11 protein-coding genes are annotated in these 16,416 nt (G+C 64.2%); all 11 read right to left on the bottom strand.

Annotated features, from left to right (window positions below; translation table 11 throughout):
• Positions 1-29: 29 nt before the first annotated feature.
• The 11 genes from HX873_RS07215 to tagH are packed head-to-tail and all read right to left on the bottom strand — an operon-like array spanning position 30 to position 16,030.
• Positions 30-1,742 (bottom strand): SUMF1/EgtB/PvdO family nonheme iron enzyme, encoded by a 1,713-nt coding sequence (locus HX873_RS07215; RefSeq protein ID WP_003213313.1) that lies wholly within the window; start codon positions 1,740-1,742, stop codon positions 30-32.
• Positions 1,735-2,919, bottom strand: a complete 1,185-nt coding sequence (locus tag HX873_RS07210) for an ABC transporter permease (protein WP_177122523.1) — start codon at positions 2,917-2,919, stop codon at positions 1,735-1,737. The genes HX873_RS07215 and HX873_RS07210 overlap by 8 nt, the downstream gene beginning before the upstream one ends.
• Positions 2,919-3,623: an ABC transporter ATP-binding protein gene (locus HX873_RS07205; RefSeq protein ID WP_177122522.1), complete on the bottom strand. Its 705-nt coding sequence runs from the start codon at positions 3,621-3,623 to the stop codon at positions 2,919-2,921. Before HX873_RS07205 ends, HX873_RS07210 begins: the two co-directional genes overlap by 1 nt.
• The gene (locus tag HX873_RS07200; RefSeq protein ID WP_177122521.1) at positions 3,623-6,631 is read right to left on the bottom strand and encodes a serine/threonine-protein kinase; all 3,009 of its coding nucleotides are present in this window, start codon (positions 6,629-6,631) and stop codon (positions 3,623-3,625) included. The genes HX873_RS07205 and HX873_RS07200 overlap by 1 nt, the downstream gene beginning before the upstream one ends.
• Positions 6,628-7,347, bottom strand: a complete 720-nt coding sequence (locus tag HX873_RS07195; protein WP_177122520.1) for a PP2C family serine/threonine-protein phosphatase — start codon at positions 7,345-7,347, stop codon at positions 6,628-6,630. The genes HX873_RS07200 and HX873_RS07195 overlap by 4 nt, the downstream gene beginning before the upstream one ends.
• On the bottom strand, positions 7,348-8,001 hold the full coding sequence (tagF, locus tag HX873_RS07190; protein WP_177122519.1) for a type VI secretion system-associated protein TagF: 654 nt from the start codon (positions 7,999-8,001) through the stop codon (positions 7,348-7,350).
• Positions 7,998-11,498, bottom strand: a complete 3,501-nt coding sequence (gene tssM, locus HX873_RS07185) for a type VI secretion system membrane subunit TssM (RefSeq protein ID WP_177009048.1) — start codon at positions 11,496-11,498, stop codon at positions 7,998-8,000. Before tssM ends, tagF begins: the two co-directional genes overlap by 4 nt.
• On the bottom strand, positions 11,495-12,784 hold the full coding sequence (locus HX873_RS07180) for a DotU family type VI secretion system protein (RefSeq protein ID WP_177041039.1): 1,290 nt from the start codon (positions 12,782-12,784) through the stop codon (positions 11,495-11,497). Before HX873_RS07180 ends, tssM begins: the two co-directional genes overlap by 4 nt.
• 6 nt (positions 12,785-12,790) lie before the next feature.
• Complete coding sequence (gene tssK, locus HX873_RS07175) at positions 12,791-14,125, bottom strand: type VI secretion system baseplate subunit TssK (protein ID WP_003213330.1); 1,335 nt, start codon at positions 14,123-14,125, stop codon at positions 12,791-12,793.
• 14 nt (positions 14,126-14,139) lie between these two features.
• Positions 14,140-14,646, bottom strand: a complete 507-nt coding sequence (gene tssJ, locus HX873_RS07170) for a type VI secretion system lipoprotein TssJ (RefSeq protein WP_003213332.1) — start codon at positions 14,644-14,646, stop codon at positions 14,140-14,142.
• A gap of 52 nt (positions 14,647-14,698) precedes the next feature.
• Positions 14,699-16,030, bottom strand: coding sequence for a type VI secretion system-associated FHA domain protein TagH (tagH, locus tag HX873_RS07165; protein WP_177122518.1), 1,332 nt, complete (start codon positions 16,028-16,030; stop codon positions 14,699-14,701).
• Positions 16,031-16,416: the final 386 nt, after the last annotated feature.

Genomic DNA, 16,416 nt, shown 5'->3' with positions numbered 1-16,416 from the left:
CCCTTCCAAGCTCGCTGTACAACCAGCGGTCAAGACCGCTGACCGCTCGCTGCGAGCAATTCCTTCAAAATCGTCGCCGGGTCGGCCCGCTGTTGCTTGCGGTAGTTGCCCACATGGCGAACGAATAACGTCGCACGCGTCACCAGGCTCTTGCCCAGTACCGGCTTGCGATCCAACTCTTCCTTGATCCGTTGAAACTGCGCCTGGATCACCGCATCGGTGTAGCGCGTGCCGGTGGCCAGGTTGTCGATGTAGATCGCCACCGCGCCGTCCAGCGCACTGCGCCCATTGGTGATCGCCGTGGCGAACAGCTGCGCGCTGGCCTCGTCCTTGGCGTCGATGGCCTGCTGGCGGCTCTTCTGCAAATTGATCAGGCGGATGTTGTAGTTGTTGATGGTCTCGGCCACCAGGGCCGCGGACTGAATCAGGTTGCCGGCCGCTTCTTCGCGCTGCTGGGCGATCAGCGAGACGTTGCGCTTGAGCTCTTCGTTGACCAGCCCAAGTTCGGCTTGCAGGCGCGGGTCGACGCTGGCGGCGATGATGCTGTCCAGGCGCTTGGTCGGGTCCTGGGCGTCGTCGATGGCATCGGTCAACGAGGCAAGGCGACCTTCCTTCTGCCACTGGGCGAACAGTTCCTTGTAGCGCGAACGCGGTGCCGACAAGGCGCCAATCGCCACGCGAAAGCCGGTGGTCTCGTTGCTTTGTTCGGTACCGTCGGCGGCGAACAACGGGTACTCGCGGCGCATGCCGGTGAACAGCGTGCCCTCGCCTTCCAGGTAGTTGCCGCCCTTGACCACGAACCCACCATAGGTGCCCTGGCGACGCCCGGCGTGCACCAGTTGAAAGGACTCCTGGACCATTTCCGCTGCGTTGCCGATCACATCGAACATGCCGATCGGGTTGGGCAGCTTGGTGCCAATGGGCATCAGCCGTGCGGCCTGGCCGGTGCCACCGGCGACCTGATTGAACACCGCGTAATCGGCAAGGGGACCATCGCTTTCGCTGCCCTCGGTACGCCGTGGAAACAGCCGGCCTTCCAGGTCCTGACGGCTGACCGCCTGGCCACCGCGCGCGGCAAACTCCCACTCCACTTCGGTAGGCAGGCGCACAAAGCCCAGGCCGCCGTCGTCCGCCGAAGCACCGCGACCACTCACCGGCAGCAGCTCGCGGTGATATTTCATCAACCAGGCGCTGTACACCGCCGAGAAACGTTCGGCTTCAAAGCGCGACAGCTTGACCTTCGGCAAGCGCGCCGCCATCCCGGTAGGTACATCGCACGCCGGGGCGGGTTCGCCGCTGGCCAGGGATTGCGCCTGGGACATGACCTGCGCATATTGCCGCGCAGTGACTTCGTACTTGCCGATGAAGTACAGCATCGGCTTGAGAGGGGTCTTGGCGTCGGTCTTCGGCATCAGCGGCGCGATGACCTTGTTCCAGTCCTTGGGCAGGTCCTTGAGGGTGAACTGGCCGTTGATGAAGTCGCGGCGATAACCGGAAATAAACGACTGCTGATAGCCCGCTTCACCTTCGCTGAACGGGTAGCCGAGGCTGATCTCGCGGTCATCCAGGGTGCCCTGGGCCAGCACGTAGGCATAGCGGAACACCATGTTGCCTTCGCAGGGCAGCGGCAGGCTGACGTCGTCCGGCAACGGCTTGGGGTTGTCCAGCTTGTCGCTCGCCTCATCGGCCCAGGCCACACAGGACAGGGTCAGCGCCATGGCGGCGCCCAGTAACTTATACATCTCTGATTCCTTCAGAAGCCTGGATACGCGCCACACGCCAACCACCACACGCCGCCGCCACGGCGCTGACGCCGAGGACAGCTGCCAGGGCCAGGCCGTAGTGACGCGCCAGCAGGTGACTGGCGTATTCGCCCGGCACCTGCACGAATAATTGGTTCAGGCCGGACTCTGCCAAGCCATATAAAAGCCCACTCAATGCAGCGGCAAACCCCGCGCTGTAGAGCGCCTGCAACACCACAAACAGCAACAACCCGGCGGTGGAAAACCCCAACAACCGCAATACCGACAGCTCCCGGCGCTTGCGTGCAACCGACGCCAGCGCCGCGGCAAAGATCGCGGCAAACGCGCCCGCCAACGCCAGCCCGGCGATGATCCAGAACACGATCGACAGGTTGCGGCTCAACGACTGCACCTGAGCGATGGTCTGGGCCTGGGTCGACACCAACAGATTCTGCCCGGCGAAATACACCCGCAGCGGCTCCACATCCACCAGGCGCCGCGCATACAAACGGAACGCCGGGTATACCCGTTGCTCGCTGACGCCCACCGCATCGCCGTCCCAGCCAAACGCCGGCACCGCGCGGCCATCGCGATAATCTTCCGCTGCTTCCAGCAAGCCCAAGGGTGCAAACAATCCATCCCGGGCGAAGGCTTCCAGCGGCGCTACCTGCAGCACTTGAACCCGCAGGCGTTGCGACTCGACGCGCCCCGCCACCTGGCGCCCAAAACTCGCCTCCAGCCAATCCCCGGCCTTTGCCCCGAGCTTTTCGGCAGCGGTGTGGCTCAGCACGATCTGATCCAGGCCCTTGGGCATCGGCAGGCCGGCCAGCAATGGGTCGTTGGCGGCGGTCGGCAGCATCTCCACCGTCACCGCCCCCAACTGCGCCGTCGCCGCAATCTGCCGGGTGCGCGGCAAGGCGAACGCCACGTCGCTGCGCTGGCGGAGCTGCTCGACAAATTCACTGCTGAATCGACCACCGCCCAACGGAATAATTTCCCGGGTGGCCGGGTCGTTCTCCAAACGTTCGGTCAAACTGCTAACCAGTCCAAATTTCAGGCCGAATAACACCAGCAACGGCGCGATCACCGCCACCAGCGCCAGCACCGAACACACCGACAGCCACGCATCGTTGCGGTAATCCTGCCAGGCCAGGGAAGCCACCAGGGCGATACGCATCAGCACGCCTCCCCAAGGGTGGCGGTGACGCCGCCGTCGGCGTCGCGACGGCAACTGATGCGCCGCACCTGCAAGCCGCTGGCCCGGGCCAGGGGTTCATCATGGGTAGCAATCACGCAGCACGCGCCGTTATTCCGGGCCTGGGCCAACAGCGCCTGCATCACCCGCTCGGCGTTCAACGGGTCGAGCGCAGCGGTGGGCTCATCCGCCAGCAACAGCTGCGGACCGTGGGCCAGGGCTCTTGCGCAACTGACCCGCTGACGCTGGCCGACGGACAACGCCGCCGGCTTCTTGTCCAACTGATCAGTGATTTCCAACTGCTCGGCCAACCGCGCCACGCTGCCGTCGTCTTTCAAACCCAGGAGTTGCCGCGACAACGCAATGTTGCCGCGCACATCGAGAAAGCCCAGCAGGCCGCCGGTTTGCAGCACGTAACCCAGGTGCCGACTGCGTAGCTCCGCCAGCGCGCTTTGCTGGTTACCACGCCAAAGCCCGGCAATGTCGACGCGGTTGAAATCGAACTGCCCGACCTGATCCGGCGCCAACACCAGCGCGAGCAAATCCAGCAAGGTGCTCTTGCCACAGCCACTCGGCCCGACCACCGCCAACTGTTCACCCGCACGCAGTTGCAAGCCCGGTATCACCAGGTTGTAGCGCTGGGCACCAACGCCCCGGCTCTTGTGCACTGCGCTCAAGTTCAGCATTACGGCAGCGTCGACAGCGGCACGCGGTACAACGCATCACCCGGCTCGGCATCGCCGAAACGGACCCAGTTGGCCACATCGTTATGGAAGGTTTCGTAGAGGCGGATCTTCGAATCCAGCTCGTCGATAAAGTCTTCCTGCTCGGCCACGCTCAACGACAGCCACAAATCCTGGGTCATGTTCAGCGACTTGCTGCGGTACGGCAGGCCTTCCAGGTATTCGCCAAGGATGCCGCCGTCCGCCAGGTTGCCGCCTTTTTTCAAGGCCTGTGGATCACGGCTCATATAGGCCGAGGCGCTGGCGATTTCCTGGAAGAAATCCTTCGGTGAGGTCTGGGTTTTGCGCGCGGCGTCGACGATCAGTTTCAAGGACTGCTGCAAATCGTTGAGCTGCAATTTGGTCAGCATCACGCACACCTGGAAGGCCGGCAGCGCGGTGTTGGTCAGGTCGCGATCGGCGGTCCAGGCACTCACCAGTTGCGGCGCCTGGCTCGCGGTTTTGCGGCCGAGGAAATCCATGTGCATCGCGTAACCGACGGCGGCGGATTTGTCCGCCAGGGTCGGCGCGGCACTGAGCAGCGGCACCGGCTGCGGTGTGTTGCTGCGCACCTGATGCACCAGGTTGGCGAACACCGTGCCGATCTCGTCGACCCGCTCGCCAAACTTGCGTACATCGCCACCGGGCACCGGCGTGTACAGGTCGCCGATCTGCGGGTTGGCATCGGCGGTCAGGGTGCGGTACTGGGTTTCGGCGCCGCTGTGGGTTTTCTTCCCGGCGTCGGTGCGCAGGTGCAAGGCGTAGATCTTGATCTGCTTGCCCAATGCAGCCTGGCGTACTTCGGCTTCGTTCATCTGGGTGGTGGCGAACGGGTCGTTCTTGCGCAACGCACCGGCGTCGGTCACCAGCAGGATCAAGCGCCCGCCGTAGCCGGACCAGTCCATGCCTTCCACCGCCTGCATGACACCGGCGAACGCGTCTTCGTTGAACGAGTGGCTGGACACCGTCGACGCTTTGACCTGCCGCGCCATGTCGAGGAAGCGCTGCGGGTCGCGCCCTTGGTCGAGGGTGATCAGGGTCTTGGCCACATACTCCAGGCCCGGGGTTTTCTTGATGCTGTTGCGAAAACCCACCAGCCCAAAGCTCACGCTGTCCAGCTCGCCACGCTCGGCGATACGGGTTTGCAGCTCGTGGACCACGTCGCGAACCTGGTCGATGTAGGGCTGCATCGACACCGTGGTGTCGACCACCAGCACCACGGCGGTGCGGAAGCCGTCGGCGCTGGCATCGATCGCCGGCGTTCGGCCGACAGCCTTGGCGATGACATTAGGCGTGTTGCCCGGGTCGATGGAGGCGACGTTGAGCAACTGCACCGGCTGGCCGTTTTCGTCGAAGCTCTCTTTGGAGTCGAAGATCGGCAGCAGGTAAAACTGGTTCTGCGGCACAGCACTGGCGGCCGGTTCCAAGGCCAGCACTTGCTGGTTGTCCTCGCTGTTTTTCTGCACCTTGAGCAGCAGGTTTTTCGCTGCGGCAGGATCGGCCAGCAGCTTTTCCACTTCCGCAGATTGGCGCAGGAACATCACCGGCGCCCGGCCCGAACGCTCGGTGAACTTGAGCACCAGGCTCTGCTTCCAGTCGCTGGCTTGCGCCGCCGGCAGCCAGCCGTCGCTGCGCCCGTCGGTGGCGGCGCCAACCCGTAGCCAGGGGCTGCCGTCGACGTCCTTGCGTTGGTAGACATAGAGCACGGAAAACGCCGGCAAACCTTCGCCAGGCGCCCCGCCCGCTTCGTGGGAAAGCTTGGCGCCGGGCTTGCTCAGTACCCGCTGGAACAGGGTTTTCTTGCCGGCCATCAGCAACGGGCGTTGACCGCCGTCAACCTGCGCCGCTACCGGTTGCGCGGCAGGCGGCGCGATGGTCTTGGCCGCCTCGGCAACCGGCTGCGCGGCGGCTGGCGCGTCATCTTTCAACCACCAGTAACTTGCGCCCGCAATTGCCAGCGCGACCGCCACGGCAACTGCCGCCAACGCCAACACCGGCCCACGGTTTTGTCCGGACACGGCCGAGTGTTGCGTCGGCGTCACCACCGGTTGCCGCACGGGTTGTGGCTGCGGCTTTTCGGTCGGGATTTCGATGGAAACCGGCGTGAGTCCGGCCAGGTCATTGGAGACCGCAACCGGAATCGGCAGGGGCCGAATCAACGTCGCCTCTACCTGCTCCTCCTTCGGCAACTGATCCAGCGCCCGCAACAACGCCGCTGCATCCGGGAAGCGCTCCGCCGGGTCCTTGGCCAGCAGCTTGCGCAGCACCTCCTGATAGCGCCCGTGGTGCACCGGCAATTCCGGCAGCGGTTCAGTCAGGTGTGCCAGTGCTGTGGAAAGCGCATCGGTGCCGTTGTAAGGCAACTTGCCCACGAGGATTTCATAGAGCACCACGCCCAGCGCATACAGGTCGGCGCGCCCGTCAATTTCCTGGCCCCGGGCCTGCTCCGGGCTCATGTAGCTCGGCGTGCCGACGGCAAATCCGGCCTGGGTGAACTGCGTGCGGTCATCCAGGGACTTGGCGATGCCAAAGTCCGACAACACCGCCGTGCCATCCGCGCGGAACAGAATGTTCGCCGGCTTCACATCGCGGTGTACCAGGCCCTGGGCGTGGGCATAACCCAGCGCCGAGGCGATCTGGCGGATATACGTCAGCCCCTGCTCCGGCGTCAGGCCCGCGGCGATGCGCTCCTTGAGCGTGCCATTGGGCAGGTATTCCATGGCCATGTAGTACAGCTCACCGACATTGCCGATGTCATGGATGGTCACGGTGTGCGGGTGGGAGAGGCGCGCCAGGGTCTTGCCTTCGCGCAGGAAGCGCTCGCAGAAGCTCGGGTCGGCCGCCAGCGCAGCCGCCATGATCTTCAGCGCCACCTTGCGCTCCAGGGAACGCTGGGTCGCCAGGTACACGCTGGCCATGGCGCCAACGCCGATTTCGCCTTCGATGTCGTAGCCGGGAATGATGATGTTCATGTCGACACCCTCACAACGATGGCGGTGATGTTGTCCGGCGCGCCGCGATTGAGCCCCAGGTGCACCAGGCTGCGGACGATTTCGTCCGGCTCGGCATGGCTCAGTACTTCGCGGATCTCGTGGTCTTCGACGGTCTTGTTCAGGCCGTCGCTGCACAGCAGGTAACTGTCGCCGGGGGCGATCAACAGGTCGACCGACGACAACGCCAACTGTGCTTCCACGCCAATCGCGCGGGTGACGATATTCGCCCGTGGATGCACCCGCGCATCGGCTTCGCTGAGCAGGCCGCTGTCCTGCAAGTCCTGCACGTAGCTGTGGTCGCGGGAAATGCTTTCCAGCAGGCCGTCGCGCAGGCGATACAGGCGGCTGTCGCCGGCCCACAGGCACACGCCGCGCAAGCCTCGGGTGGCGAGCAACACCACGGTGCTGCCCATCATGGTCACGCCACGGTGGGCGGTTTCTTCGCGCACCGCGCCGTTGACTCGCAACAGGTCGCTGCGCAACGCCGCCGTGTATTCCTCAAGGGAACGGCCCACGGGAATACTGCGCAGGCTGTCGACAATCAGGCTGCTGACGTAATCCCCCGCCGCGTGCCCGCCCATGCCGTCGGCCACCACCCACAGGCCGTTTTCCGGCAGGTCGAGGCAAGCGTCTTCATTGACTTGGCGAACCATGCCGACGTGGCTTTTGCTGGCGGATTTGAACGTGGACCGCATCTACACAACACCTTCTTGGCCGAGCAAAAATTGCGCAAAATCGTCGGCAGCAGGCAAGCCCTGACACCGCATTAAACCGGGAGAAATCTGTTGCGAACCACGGCCCCACCACAGGCTCGCGCCTTCGCAGGCCTGTTCGGCAAGCGCATTCATCCGCGCCTGCGGGTCTGTGGCGTTGACACGCTGCAAGCCCGCAAAGCGACTACCCAAGGTGCGAGATTGGCAGGCTGGAGCGCCGAGGGATTCGATCCCGCCGCTGAAACCTTCGAAGCTGGCGCCGGCATCCAGCGTGCTCAGCAGCAGCTCTTCCACCTGTTCAAACCAGGTGTCCGGGCCGCCAACGACGGAGGCCGGGTCGGTGTCGTGATCCAACAGCGCAGCCACCGTCAGCGGGAAATAGCGCCCCACCCGGTCGATGCTCGGCATCACCACGCCCACCGCCGCGTCCGGCCCGCACACACCCGGCGCCAACACGAAGCGCCACAATGGGCTGACCAGGTAAGCATTCAGCCAGTCAGCCCCGAGGCGGGTCTGGCTGGCGAGCAATCCGGACGCCAGCCAACTGTCCCAAGGGCCGATAAAACTCTGGGGCAGCGCGCGGCTGACAAAGTCGCCGCGGCACGCCAACTTGCCGTAGAAACCCAGCGTGGTCATAGCCGCTCCGGCAGGCTGAAGCCGTTAAGCACGCGGCTCTTGAACGGGTTGAAGGCACTGTTGGCCCGCAACTCGTAGGAGATGCTCGCGCCGTCGACCCGCAGACGCAGGTTGAAGCGGTCCGGCGAATTGCCGGCGGTCAGGTCCGATTGCTCCAGCAGACGAAACCAGGCCCACGGGCCGTCCAGCGTCACGCCGGAGCGCCCGCTGGCTGACGGCGGCATGATGGAAATGCGCACCACGCCAATGCTGCCGGGATTCGGCCACTGCATCGCGACCGGCCGGCTCGGGCCGTGGTCATAGCTCAGTTGCTGGCCGTCCAGGTCCAGCAGGAACTGGGTGATGGTCGCGTCCATCGCCACCGGTTTGAGTTCAAAGCGCACGATCGGCTGGGTGCCACCGGCACGGAAAAACGCATCCCGAATGGTCGCCGCACGCTGGAAGGTTTGCAGCACGCCCGGCGCGATGCCGAGCTTCTGCGCCGCGCCCGGCTGCCAGCGCCAGGTTTGCGTGGAGGTGTCGACGTAAGGTTGCAGGTACTTGCGGAAGTAATTGTCCATCACCCCGCCCACCCCGAAGAACTGGCCGAAGTCATCCAGGGTCGCGTCCCGCGCACTGCCGGGCGACATCGGATAACGCCCGGCCAGGGACTGGCGATACACGTTCACCACTTCGCTGACCCACGCCGCATTCAGCTGGTTACGCACCCCGCCCATCATGCTGTTGGTGGTGGAGTTGACCACTGACTTGACCATGCCCTGCACCAGCGGCGGCTGGCGTTCGGCATTCAGGCTGACCCGCGTGGCCGCAGCCGCCGCCTGGTTTTTTGCTTCGCCGAGCAACGCATCGCCGCTGGCGCCGACCATGGCGCTGACCTGCACATACAGCGCGTTCATGTCCGCCAGCAGGCCATCGATGGCCGCCGGTTCGCCTTCGTTCTTGCTGACGATGCTGTTGAGTTCGGCGAAGTGCGCCGTCACCGGGTCTTCACTGGCCGCCGGTGCATCCGCTGTTGGTTGGTCCTGGCCAAGCAGGCTGCCGAGGCGTTCCTTGAGCTTGTCCACACCACCTTCCACCGGCGCGCCCTTGGCAGCCAGCAGGCGTTCTTCCGCCTGCAGGTCGGTCTCCTTGGAGACCGCCACCAGCAGCTTCTTCAGCGGCGAGGTCGGCCCGGAAATCACCCGCAAAACGTCGGCCGCCTGGGCCACGCTGGTGATCGGCACAAAGTCGATATCCGCCAGCAACGCATCCCACTGGCGTTGATAGTCCTGGAAGTACAGGCGGCGCACATCGGCGGCGAGGCTGACGACGTTTTGTTGGTCGGCCTGCTCGCGGCCCAGTACCCACTGCTCTTCAGCAAGGGTGCCGGTCTGGTTCAGGCTGGCCAGCAGGAAGCCCTGGCGATAACCCTTGGCGGTGAAGAAACCGCTCAACGGTTCGCCCAACGGCTTGCCGCTCTTGCGACTGAACACCAGCGCGGCATCACGGCCCGCCGCTTCGTTGATGCGAAAGTCCGGCACGCCTTCCGGCAGTTTCTGGCGCTTGATGCGGTCGTAGACGCGCTGGGCCACCGGCAGTTGCTGCAGTTGCCGACGCAGGTCGTCGATCAAGCGCGGGTCGAGACGGGCGCTGGGCGGATGCCGCTCGAACAAGGCCTGCAAGTGCCCGATCAATGCCTGGCGTTGGTCCGCCGGCAGGTCGCGCGGCAGGTTGCGGTCCCAATCGAGGGCGATCCAGGCCTTGATGAAGTCCGGGTCGTAATGCTCGCTGTCGGCGAGCATCAGGTAGGCCTTCAAACCTTCGTAGAGGAAGTCGGAATTGCCGCCGCCGTGCAGTTGCTCTTCGATGCGCGTCACCAAACGGGGCGCGAACACGGCGATCAACAGCTTGCGGTAGACGCTGGCGGATTCGGCTTCGAGCATGTCGCCCTGATACAGGCCCAAGCCTTCGGACCAGCTCGGCGAGTCGCCCGCCAGGTTCTTCACCGCATTGAGCAACGGCAATACCGCGAGTACTTCGCGCTGCGCCGGGCTCAGGTTCTGCACGGTCTGGCCCAACGGCGCGACCTTCTGGTCAACCTGGGCGATGTAGGCCTGGTTGGCGCGATAACTCACCCACCACAACGTGCTGACGACCAGTACCAGCGCCACGGTTGCGGCCAGCACACCCCGGGCAATCCACTTGCGACGGCGCTCGACCTTCGGGTTGACGCCCACCAGGCCACGCTCGGCAAACGCCACGGCGGTGAACAGTTTTTCGATGAAGTAACTGCGCCCGGTGCCGGTCTGGCGCGCCAGGTGCTGGCGGTCCAGGTTCATGCTCTGGGCCATGGCGCCGATCAAGCGGTCAATCGGGCTGCCTTCCTGGGTGCCACTGGTGAAGTACACCCCGCGCAGCAAGACGCGCTCTTCAAAGGCGTTGGGTTTGAACACGCCTTCGAGGAAGCCTTGCAGGCAATCCTTCAACGCGCCGAACTGCTGCGGGAAACCGTAGATCAGGTCGCGCCGCGCCGGGTCGCGTTCCTGTTGCAGGCGCTCCACCAGGCGCTCGTTGAGGCGCTGTTCCAGGCCGGCGAACTCGCTTTGCAGATGGGCCAGCGGGCTGTCGCTGTTCTTGCCGTCGTCCAGGGCGAAGGTCATGCCCCACACTTGGGCGCGCTCTTCCTTGCTCAGGTTGTCGAAGAACTCCATGAAGCCCGGCACCAGGTCGAGCTTGGTGAGCATCAGGTAGATCGGGAAGCGCACGCCCAGTTGGGTGTACAGCTCCTGGATGCGCAGGCGGATCGCGGCGGCATGGGCGGCACGCTCGGCGTCGCTGCCCAGCAGCAGGTCCGAGAGGCTGATGGCGATAAACGCACCGTCAATCGGGCGCCGGGATCGCTGCTTTTTCAGCAGGTCGAGAAAGCCCAGCCAGGCGGCTTTATCCACCGTGGAGTTGCTGTCCTGGGTGGTGTAGCGGCCAGCGGTGTCGAGCAATACGGCCTGGTCGGTAAACCACCAATCGCAATTGCGCGTACCGCCCACGCCCCGTACCGCACCGGCACCCAACTGCGCCGCCAAGGGAAAGTGCAGCCCGGAATTGACCAGCGCGGTGGTCTTGCCCGAGCCCGGTGGGCCGATGATCACATACCACGGCAGCTCATACAGGTTGCGGCGCTCGTCACCGCCCAGCTTGGCCTTTTTCAACAGGGCCAGGGCTTCGTCCATGCGCTGGCGCAGGGTCGCCAGCTCTTCGGCGGTGGCGACGCTGGCAGGGTCTGGCGGGGTTTCCGCCGCGAGGCTGCGCATCACTTCGGCGGCCTGGCGCCGGGCCTGGATAATCCGGAATACGCGGTAGGCAATCCACACCGCGAACACCAGGATGATCAGCGCCCAGCGGCGCCCTTCCGGCACCAGCACATCGAGCAACGGGCCCACAAACCAGATGATCAGGCTCAAGGCGATCAGGCCCAGCAGCGGGATCACCCAGCGAATCACAAAACTGAAAAACGCCTTCACTCGACGCCCTCCGCCAATACGGTGATTTCTACCCGGCGATTGCGCGCACGGCCTTCGGCTGTGGCGTTGGTCGCCACCGGCTCGGTGTCGCTGCGGCCTTCGGCGCTGAAGCGTTCCGGCTGGCCGGTCTTGGCCGCGAGAATCTCCAGCACCGACTTGGCCCGCGCCTCGGACAGCGCCCAGTTGGACGGAAAGCGCAGGGTCGCAATCGGACGGTTATCGCTGTGGCCGGTGACCCGCACCTGGCCCTTGACCTTGCGGATGGCGTCGGCAATACGCAGCATCAGCGGCTGGAAGTCATCGACGATGCTGGAGCTGGCCGAGGCGAACAGTTCATCACCACGGATGGTCACCACGGAGCGGTCGACGGCATCTTCCACGGCTACACGACCGGCCTTGATGTCTTCCACCAGGAAGCCCGCCAGACGCGGTCGCTCGATGATTTTCGGCTGGGCCACCGGACGGTCGATGGCCTGCACCGGGATCTCGCCCAGGGCATGAATATTCTTGAACACCGGCTCGGCATCCGACGCCAGTTTCATCCGCAACCCGAACAGCAACGCCAGCAACAGCGCCACGCCGATGGCCACAGCGATCCACGGCGGCATGAACTGCGCCAGGCGATCACGGGCCACGGTCACGCCGCGCCAATGGGGTGACAGCTCGCGCTCATGCTCGCCACGGGCACTGCGAATCGCCGCAGCGGTACGCTCGCGCAAGGCTTCCAGCTGGCTGCGGCCATCGTTCATCACGCGGTAACGACCTTCGAAACCCAGGCACAGGCACAGGTACAGCAGTTCCAGCAGGTACAGGCGTTCCCGCGGGCTTTGCAGGCAGTGATCCAGCAATTGGAAGACCTTTTCGCCGCCCCAGGCTTCGTTGTGCACGGTGATCAGCAGGCTCTGCTTGCCCCAGTCACTGGCACTGCCCCACGGCGTACTCAGCACGGCTTCATCGAGGGCGGTGCACAGCGCGTAACGCGCCAGCAGCACATCGTTGCGGGCCACGCCGGCCGCCTCGGCACGTTCTTCGAACTGGCGCAGGTAAGCCAGCAACTGCGCACGCAGGCTCGCTGGCGCAGGGTGCGAGATGGTGTTGCGCAGGCGCGTCAGCAGCGACAACAACGGGCCGGCGGCGCTTTCCAGCGGGTTCAGGCCCTGGGCCTTGCCGGTCAGGATCGGCGCAGCGGGCATCGACAGCGGTGCCGGCTCTGCGCGAACAGGCTCCGGCGCGCGGCCACCGGGACGCGGCATGAACTGGGTGCGGTCATCGTCATTCGGATGCATCGCGGATTACCCTCGGATGGCCCAGAAAGCCAGGTTCAACCCCGGGAACTGGCCGGCGATGTGGAACGCAAAGCCACCGGAATTACCCAGTTGCTGCCAGTGCTCGCTGCCCCGGTCCAGCTCGTAGTAGGTGGAGCCTGCGTGGTACGGAATCTGCCGTGGCGCCACCGGCAGCGGCAGCAGGCCGATGCCCGGCAGTTGCAGGTTGACCAGGTCGCGGATGTGTTCCACCGAGCCGACTTTGCTTTGCTGGCCGAAGCGTGCGCGCAGGGTTTCGCCCGGCACATCGGCGCGCACCACCAGGATGAAACTGGCGCTGTCGATCAGGGTTTTGTCGGCCAGCATCGCCACGTGCACGCCGTAGGCCTTCTCGACAATCGGGATCGGCGTGGCCTTGCTGTCGATCAGCATCGACAGCGCCTCGCGCAGGGCCTGCATCACCGGGGTGAAGCTCAAGGCCAAGTCGTCATGCTGGTATTGCGGGTATTCGTGGGGGCGGCGGCCCGTGGTGGAGAAGGTCGAGAACTCGCCGGCCAGGCTCACCAGCTCACTGAAGAAACGCTCCGGGTGCAGCGGGCTCAACTGGCTCAGGTGCTGGATCAGCGGCTGGGCGCGGTTGACCAGTTGCAGCAGCATGAAGTCGGCAATCTCCGAAGCACCACCGGCGCCCGAAGCCACCACGCGCCCGGCCAACGCTTCGCCGCGCTGGTGCAGCAGGCCCAGCAGTTCGCTGCGAAACGCGGTCAACGGTTTGCTGGCCGTCACGTCGAGGACCGGCGGGATGTAGCTCTCGTCCAGCACCAGGGCGCGGTCGGCGCGTTTTTCCTTGATGCGCACCAGGCCGATGGCCGCGTAATCGCTGATCCCATCCTGGGCGGTCAACAGGCGCAAGGCGCGGGAGCCGACCGCCACCGGCGCACGGTTTTCGAAGGGCGCGTTGTCGTCGCGCACTTCACGCACCTGGCTGACATAGCGCGCGGCTTCCAGGGCCTCGCCTTCGTCGACGGTGTCGCGGGCGCCGGCACGCTTGAGGGGCAACGCCAGGTACACCAGGCCATCGCGCAAGTTGTCGTCGATATTCAGCGGGCTCGGCGCCAGGTCGTCCTGGGGGATATTGAACGGCGTGCCATCCGGTAACAGGCCACGTGCCGAGACGATCGCCAGCTTGCCCTGGGCCAGCAGGCCCTGGTCGATCAACAGTTCGGAAAAGCCCCAGGCCCCCGCCGACAACGGGCGGCTGCGCGCATCGATCAGGTTTTCCAGGTAACGGTCATGCTGCTGGAAGTGCTGCGTTCCGATGAACATGCCTTCCGACCAGACCACGCGATTGTTCCAGGACATGGGGGCTCCGATTCTTATTGGGCAGGGCTGGATGGGGGAACCACGACGTCGGCACGCACGGCGTGCACATCGAGGCTGATCTGGTATTCGGTGTATTGGCGTGCCGGCACGTTGAGCACCGTGCGCCACTCGGCGCGGTCCAGTTCGCGATAGCCCACCAGCAGGCCGATCTGGCGGGTGGACGGGTCGAGGTCGCGCTGGATGCTCAATTGCTGGCCGGGCAGGATCACCACTTCGTCCTGGTCGAGCAGGTCGAGGCCGAGGGTCGACTGGGCGCGATCGGCCAGGGCGAAGTAGTCGGAACGGCTGAAGGTGGCGGCGTTTTTCAGTTCGAAAATCCGCACCCGTACCGGGGCTGCCTGGCCATTGGCGCCGGGGTTGAGCCCGGCGATGGCATGGAAATGCAGCTCGACGGCGGCGGTGTCTGCCTCAGCTTCGGCGGCCTCGGGCTTGGCCGCATCCTTGGCACACGCCGTCAGCAGAAGCGCGGTGGCGACTGCGAGTAAAAACCTGGGAATCATCCTGCGTCCTCAATGACGTACTTAGCTATCCGTTGTTCCATGTACTGCGTTGTTAGTGACGCTGTCGGCTGCTGTGCGCTTCGTAGGCACGGCTGAATTCACGCCCGAACAGGTCCTGGAAATCTTCCTGGGCCTCGCGGGAAATATTGCTGTAGAGCTCGGTGAACTGCTGCCAGTACTGGGCCTGGCGCGAGCCGTTGAAAATGCTCGACAGCCCGCCGGGCTTGCCCATGCGCTCTTCGAGCTGCGCCGGTTCAAAGCGCGTCAGCAGGTGCTTGATGGCGGCTTCGACCCCGGCCATGACGGCCAGTTGGTGGGCGCGCAGATCGTCGAAACTGTCGCGCACGGCCAAGTCCGGCGCCATAAACGCCTGATTGCTGTGGCGTAGGAGCAGCAGAAGCGCTTCATCGGCATTCGGGGCGAATTTCAACGGATTGTTTTCCACCGGTTGAATTACCGTCTGCTGCATGCGGAACTCGCCCTTGAGGCTGCTGCGGGCACGCAACACGTCGATCAGGCCTTCGACCATCAGCCGGTAACTGCGGCCGATGCTTTCCATCTGGGCTTCGGCCTGGGCCTTGTCCAGGCGCAACTGATCGAGGCCCGCACCACGCAGGAAGGCTTGCAACAGGTCGGGCTGGCTGGCATCAGCCACCGGGAGCGGGCGCTCGACCTTGGGCGGGTCGATGACCGGCGGCTGTGGCGGTGTTGGCGCCGGCTGTGCAACAGGCCTGGGTGCCGGGGCATCGCCGAACAGATCCCAGTCTTCGGGGATTACTGAGCCCGAGACCACCGGCGCAGGCGGCTCAGCCACGGGCAGCGGTGTCGGCGGGCGGAAGTCGTGCTGCTCGGCCGGCACGTGATCGTGCACGGTGGCCGGCGGTACGCTGGTGGGCGCGAGGAAGTCGAACAGGTCCGGCAGGGTGTCCATCGACGAGGCGCCTTGGAACTGCGGCGCGATCACGGGAGGTGGCGTCGGGGCCTTCACGGCGGCGCCCATCAGGGCTTCGAAACTGTTGGAAGCGTCACCGGTGAAAGACGGGGTATCTGTCACTTTCAGGTTGAAATCGATACGCGCCTGGATCTCGTAATCGCCGATGCGGATCAGTTCGCCGTCCTGCAATGGCTCGCTGCTTCCCCGCCGCAAACGAATACCGGCATGCACTAACTCAACTCCATTAGTGCTGTTATCAGTTAAGTAGTAACGACCATCTTTGTACTGAATAACGCAATGTTGCGTGGAAACAAGACGTTCTGGATCAGGCAGTACCCAGTCATTTTCGGAACCGCGGCCAATAGCCATCACTCCCTGGTCCAGGGACTTTTCAGAACACTGGCCAGGGGTAATCTTGTGATAACTAGTGATAGTCAAGCACAGCGACATCTTGCCTCCTTGCTGATACTTCGCGCGCGGCCGTTCCCTGGGAGAAATGCTCCGAGAGATCCACGACAGATCCTTCCAAAACCTTGAAAGCCTGCTTCAACCCGCGTAATTGCTGATCTTAACCGGCCTGTATGACAAAAATCCTGCCTCGGCACCTGCTTCGACTGATCAGTCGCACAAGATGTTAAGCACCGCACATCTGTCATAGAGGGCGAATAGCTTACCTTGACAAGGCATAAGTACTACACCAAAAATGCACAACTTCTTGAACACCAATGATGGCGCTTTGAAATCATAATGATGTCAAAGCGCTAAATAAGACCAAGAAAACATGCAAAGTTCCTCGCGCAACTAATGCATGAGTTGCCCGTCATCTAACGGGCTGA

Source organism: Pseudomonas sp. P7758 (assembly GCF_013386485.1).
Taxonomy (GTDB): domain Bacteria; phylum Pseudomonadota; class Gammaproteobacteria; order Pseudomonadales; family Pseudomonadaceae; genus Aquipseudomonas.
This window is presented reverse-complemented; position numbering and strand designations above follow the sequence as displayed.